This window comes from Marinobacter sp. (assembly GCF_041690455.1).
Taxonomy (GTDB): Bacteria; Pseudomonadota; Gammaproteobacteria; order Pseudomonadales; family Oleiphilaceae; genus Marinobacter.
In genome coordinates this window covers 1-4,459 of the sequence record NZ_JAWLHI010000129.1, presented here as the reverse complement: position 1 = coordinate 4,459, position 4,459 = coordinate 1, and the positions used below count along the sequence as shown (strand labels likewise).

3 protein-coding genes are annotated in these 4,459 nt (G+C 58.4%); all 3 read left to right on the top strand.

The window, feature by feature from the left end:
* Positions 1 to 415 (top strand): ATP-dependent Clp protease proteolytic subunit (locus ACESMW_RS18465; RefSeq protein WP_372988430.1); only part of this gene is annotated, 415 nt, incomplete at its 5' end.
* 77 nt (positions 416 to 492) lie between these two features.
* Positions 493 to 1,776 (top strand): ATP-dependent Clp protease ATP-binding subunit ClpX, encoded by a 1,284-nt coding sequence (gene clpX, locus ACESMW_RS18460; RefSeq protein WP_092000054.1) that lies wholly within the window; start codon positions 493 to 495, stop codon positions 1,774 to 1,776.
* Between the two features lie 173 nt (positions 1,777 to 1,949).
* Positions 1,950 to 4,367, top strand: a complete 2,418-nt coding sequence (lon, locus tag ACESMW_RS18455) for an endopeptidase La (RefSeq protein ID WP_372988429.1) — start codon at positions 1,950 to 1,952, stop codon at positions 4,365 to 4,367.
* Positions 4,368 to 4,459 lie beyond the last annotated feature (92 nt).

Here is a 4,459-nt window from a genome sequence, read left to right as displayed (position 1 = left end):
CCACCTGTACATCAACAGCCCGGGTGGTTCGGTAACAGCCGGCATGTCTATCTACGACACCATGCAGTTTATCAAGCCCGACGTGGCCACGCTGTGTGTGGGTCAGGCGGCCAGCATGGGTGCCTTCCTGCTGGCGGGCGGCGCTGAAGGCAAGCGCGCGTGTCTGCCGAATTCCCGGGTGATGATCCACCAGCCGTTGGGCGGTTACCAGGGTCAGGCGACGGATATCGAGATCCACACCCGTGAGATTCTGAAAATCCGTCACACCCTGAATTCCATCCTTGCCCACCACACCGGGCAGAAACTGGAGACCATCGCCAAAGACACGGATCGTGACAACTTTATGGATCCGCAGCAGGCGAAGGACTACGGCCTGATTGATTCTATACTTGATAAGCGTGTACCGAATAAATAATACTGAAGGTAATCGCAACATTCCCTGCCGGCGTATTGAGGTGATTGCGCCGGTAAACCAAGCTCAGAGGTATTTCAATGGCAGATGAAAGAAACGGCAGAGGCGACGATAACGGCAAGTTGCTGTACTGCTCGTTTTGTGGAAAGAGCCAGCATGAAGTCCGTAAGCTCATTGCAGGGCCCTCGGTGTTCATCTGCGACGAGTGCGTAGATCTGTGCAATGACATCATCCGGGAGGAAATCCAGGAGAATTCCCAGGAGGAGGCGAGTGATCGTCTGCCGTCACCTGCGGAAATCCGGGAAACCCTGGACGAATACGTCATTGGCCAGGATCGTGCCAAGGTGGTGTTGTCCGTCGCGGTTTACAACCACTACAAGCGGCTGCGCTATGGCGAGGGCAAGAACGATGTCGAGCTCGGCAAGAGTAACATCCTGCTGATTGGCCCGACCGGTAGCGGTAAGACCCTGCTCGCCGAGACCCTGGCCCGCATGCTGAATGTTCCGTTCACAATCGCGGACGCCACCACGCTGACCGAAGCCGGTTACGTGGGTGAGGACGTGGAGAACATCATCCAGAAGCTGCTGCAGAAGTGCGACTATGATGTGGACAAGGCCCAGCGTGGCATTGTCTACATCGATGAGATAGACAAGATCTCCCGTAAGTCGGACAACCCGTCCATCACCCGGGATGTTTCCGGTGAGGGCGTGCAGCAGGCGCTGCTCAAGCTGATCGAAGGCACCGTTGCGTCGGTTCCGCCCCAGGGTGGCCGTAAGCATCCGCAGCAGGAATTCCTGCAGGTGGACACCACGAACATGCTGTTCATTTGTGGTGGTGCCTTCGCCGGTCTGGAGAAGGTGATCCAGGAACGTTCCGAGCGCAGCTCCATTGGCTTCTCCGCTACGGTGAAGAGCCAGAACGACGCCAAGAGCGCCGGTGATGTCATCAAGGATGTGGAGACCGAGGACCTAGTGAAATTCGGCCTGATTCCCGAGTTTGTCGGGCGGCTGCCGGTGGTGGCTACGCTGACTGAGCTGGACGAAGATGCCCTGGTACAGATCCTCACGCAACCCAAGAACGCCCTGACCAAGCAGTATCAGAAGCTGTTTGATATGGAAGGCGTGGAGCTGGACTTCCGGGAAGACGCACTGCGTGCCGTGGCCCGCAAGGCCATGGAACGCAAGACCGGTGCCCGGGGCCTGCGTTCCATCATGGAAGCCACGCTACTGGACACCATGTACCAGATCCCGTCCGAGCATGACGTCACCAAGGTGGTCATCGATGAAAGCGTGATCAACGGCGATTCAGAGCCGTTCAAGATCTACGCCAGCAGCGACCACGCCAAGGCGGTGCCCGAGGACTGACCCTACCTTCACCCCTGGACCCGGGGTCAGATGAAAGCCTTCATCTGACCCCATCTTCACCTCCACGTTAACTCCAATTCCAATCCGTTTTCCCCCCGCAAAAAGATTGCAATTTTAATCAGTGCCCCAATGAAGGGTGATATGCTGAAAGAAATACCGTCAGAGGAAGTCCTATGACCCTGATACCCGAAGATACCGTGCAAGAATACCCGTTGCTCCCGTTGCGGGACGTGGTGGTGTTCCCGCACATGGTGGTGCCCCTGTTTGTCGGCCGTGAAAAATCCATCCAGGCACTGGAAGCGGCGATGGAAGGCAGCAAGGAAATCCTGCTGGTGGCCCAGCGCGACGCCTCCACCGATGAACCCGGCGCCAACGATGTGTTCGAAATGGGCACCCTGGCGACCGTGCTGCAGATGCTGCGACTCCCTGACGGTACCGTAAAAGTACTCGTAGAGGGCAATGCCCGGGCCTCCATCAGTAACATCAGTGAGGCCGATTACCTCACCGGCGGCGCCGTGCTGCTGGAAGAGGAATCCCTTCCCGAGCGGGAAGAGGAAGTGCTGGTCAAGACCCTGACGGACGAGTTCGAGAAGTTTGTGAAGCTTTCAAAGAAAGTACCGTCCGAGGTCTCCAGCTCCCTGACCGGCATCAACGAGGTAGAGCGCCTGGCCGATACCATGGCAGCGCACCTCGAGATGCGCATTCCCGAGAAGCAGGAACTGCTGGAAGCCCTGGACGTGCGCAAGCGCGTGGACCTGCTGCTGGGCAAGCTGGATGGCGAAATCGACCTGATCGAGGTTGAGAAGCGCATCCGTGGCCGCGTCAAGAAGCAGATGGAGCGCAGCCAGCGGGAGTATTACCTGAACGAGCAGATGAAGGCCATCCAGAAAGAGATGGGTCAGCTCGGTGAGGGTAATAACGATTTTGAAGAGCTCGAGAAAAAGCTCGAGGAAGCCGGCCTGCCGGAAGAGGCCCGCAAGAAGACCGAAGCCGAGCTCAACAAGCTCAAGATGATGTCTCCCATGTCCGCCGAGGCGACCGTGGTGCGTGGCTACATCGACTGGATGCTGGCGGTGCCCTGGAAGAAGCGCAGCCGGGTTCGTCATGACATCGAGAAAGCCCGTGAAATCCTCGATCGCGACCATTACGGCCTGGACGAGGTGAAGAAGCGGATCCTCGAATACCTGGCGGTCCAGAGTCGTGTGAAGAAGGTGAAAGGGCCGGTGCTGTGCCTGGTCGGGCCTCCTGGCGTGGGTAAGACGTCGCTCGGGCAGTCCATCGCCAGGGCGACCAACCGTAAATACACCCGGATGGCTCTGGGTGGTGTACGGGATGAGGCCGAAATTCGGGGCCACCGAAAGACCTACATCGGCGCGCTGCCTGGCAAGCTCCTTCAGAAGCTGTCCAAGGTAGGGGTCAAGAACCCGTTGTTCCTGTTCGACGAGATCGACAAGATGGGTATGGATCACCGTGGTGACCCGGCCTCCGCGTTGCTGGAGGTGCTGGACCCCGAGCAGAACCATACCTTCAACGATCATTACCTTGAGGTGGACTACGATCTCTCGGACGTAATGTTCGTGTGTACCTCCAACTCGATGAATATTCCGCCGGCCCTGCTGGACCGGATGGAAATCATTCGCATCCCGGGCTACACCGAGGATGAGAAGGTGAATATTGCCCTGCGTTACCTGCTGCCGAAGCAGATCAAGGCCAACGGCCTGCGCAAGGATGAGCTGAAGATACCGGAAGAGACCCTGCGCGACCTTATCCGCTATTACACCCGGGAAGCCGGTGTGCGGGGCCTGGAGCGTGAAATCGCCAAGATCTGCCGCAAGGTGGTTCGGGAGCACGTTGAAGCCGGTGAAAAGGCGTCTGTAACGCTGACGCCGGAGATGCTGGAAGACTACTCCGGAGTCAAGAAGTTCAAATATGGCCTTGCCGAGGAAAGTGATCAGATCGGCCAGGTGACCGGTCTTGCCTGGACCCAGGTGGGTGGTGAGCTGCTCACCATCGAATGTGCCCTGACACCGGGCAAGGGCCGTGTGGTCAAGACCGGCTCACTCGGTGACGTCATGCAGGAGTCCATCCAGACCGCCTTGACTGTGGTTCGCAGCCGCGCGGCAGGACTGGGTATCCCCGCTGACTTCCATGAGAAGCATGATCTGCACATCCACGTGCCTGAGGGTGCCACGCCGAAAGATGGCCCGAGTGCGGGTATCGGCATGTGTACCGGGCTGGTCTCTGCTCTGACCCGGATTCCCGTTCGGGCCGATGTGGCGATGACCGGTGAGATCACTCTCCGGGGCCGTGTCCTGGCGATCGGCGGCCTCAAGGAGAAGTTGCTGGCAGCCCACCGGGGCGGCATAAAGACCGTTGTGATTCCCGATGAAAATGTCCGGGATCTCAAGGAGATACCGGAGAATATCAAGGAGTCGCTGGAGATCCGTCCGGTCAAGTGGATCGATGAGGTGCTGGATATTGCCCTGGCATATCCGCCCGAGGCTCATGCCGAATCGGCGTCCGGTGAAGCCGGTTCCGGGAAGCCCCGGGACGAGGAAGGCGATGCTGGCGAGCGCATAAATACACATTAAAGCCTTGATGAGTTGTTGACATGCCTGAGAGCCCGTTGGTATAACTGTTTCGCCGTGAAGCAGCCAATACCAAGGGCTCCCGCGCAGTAAGT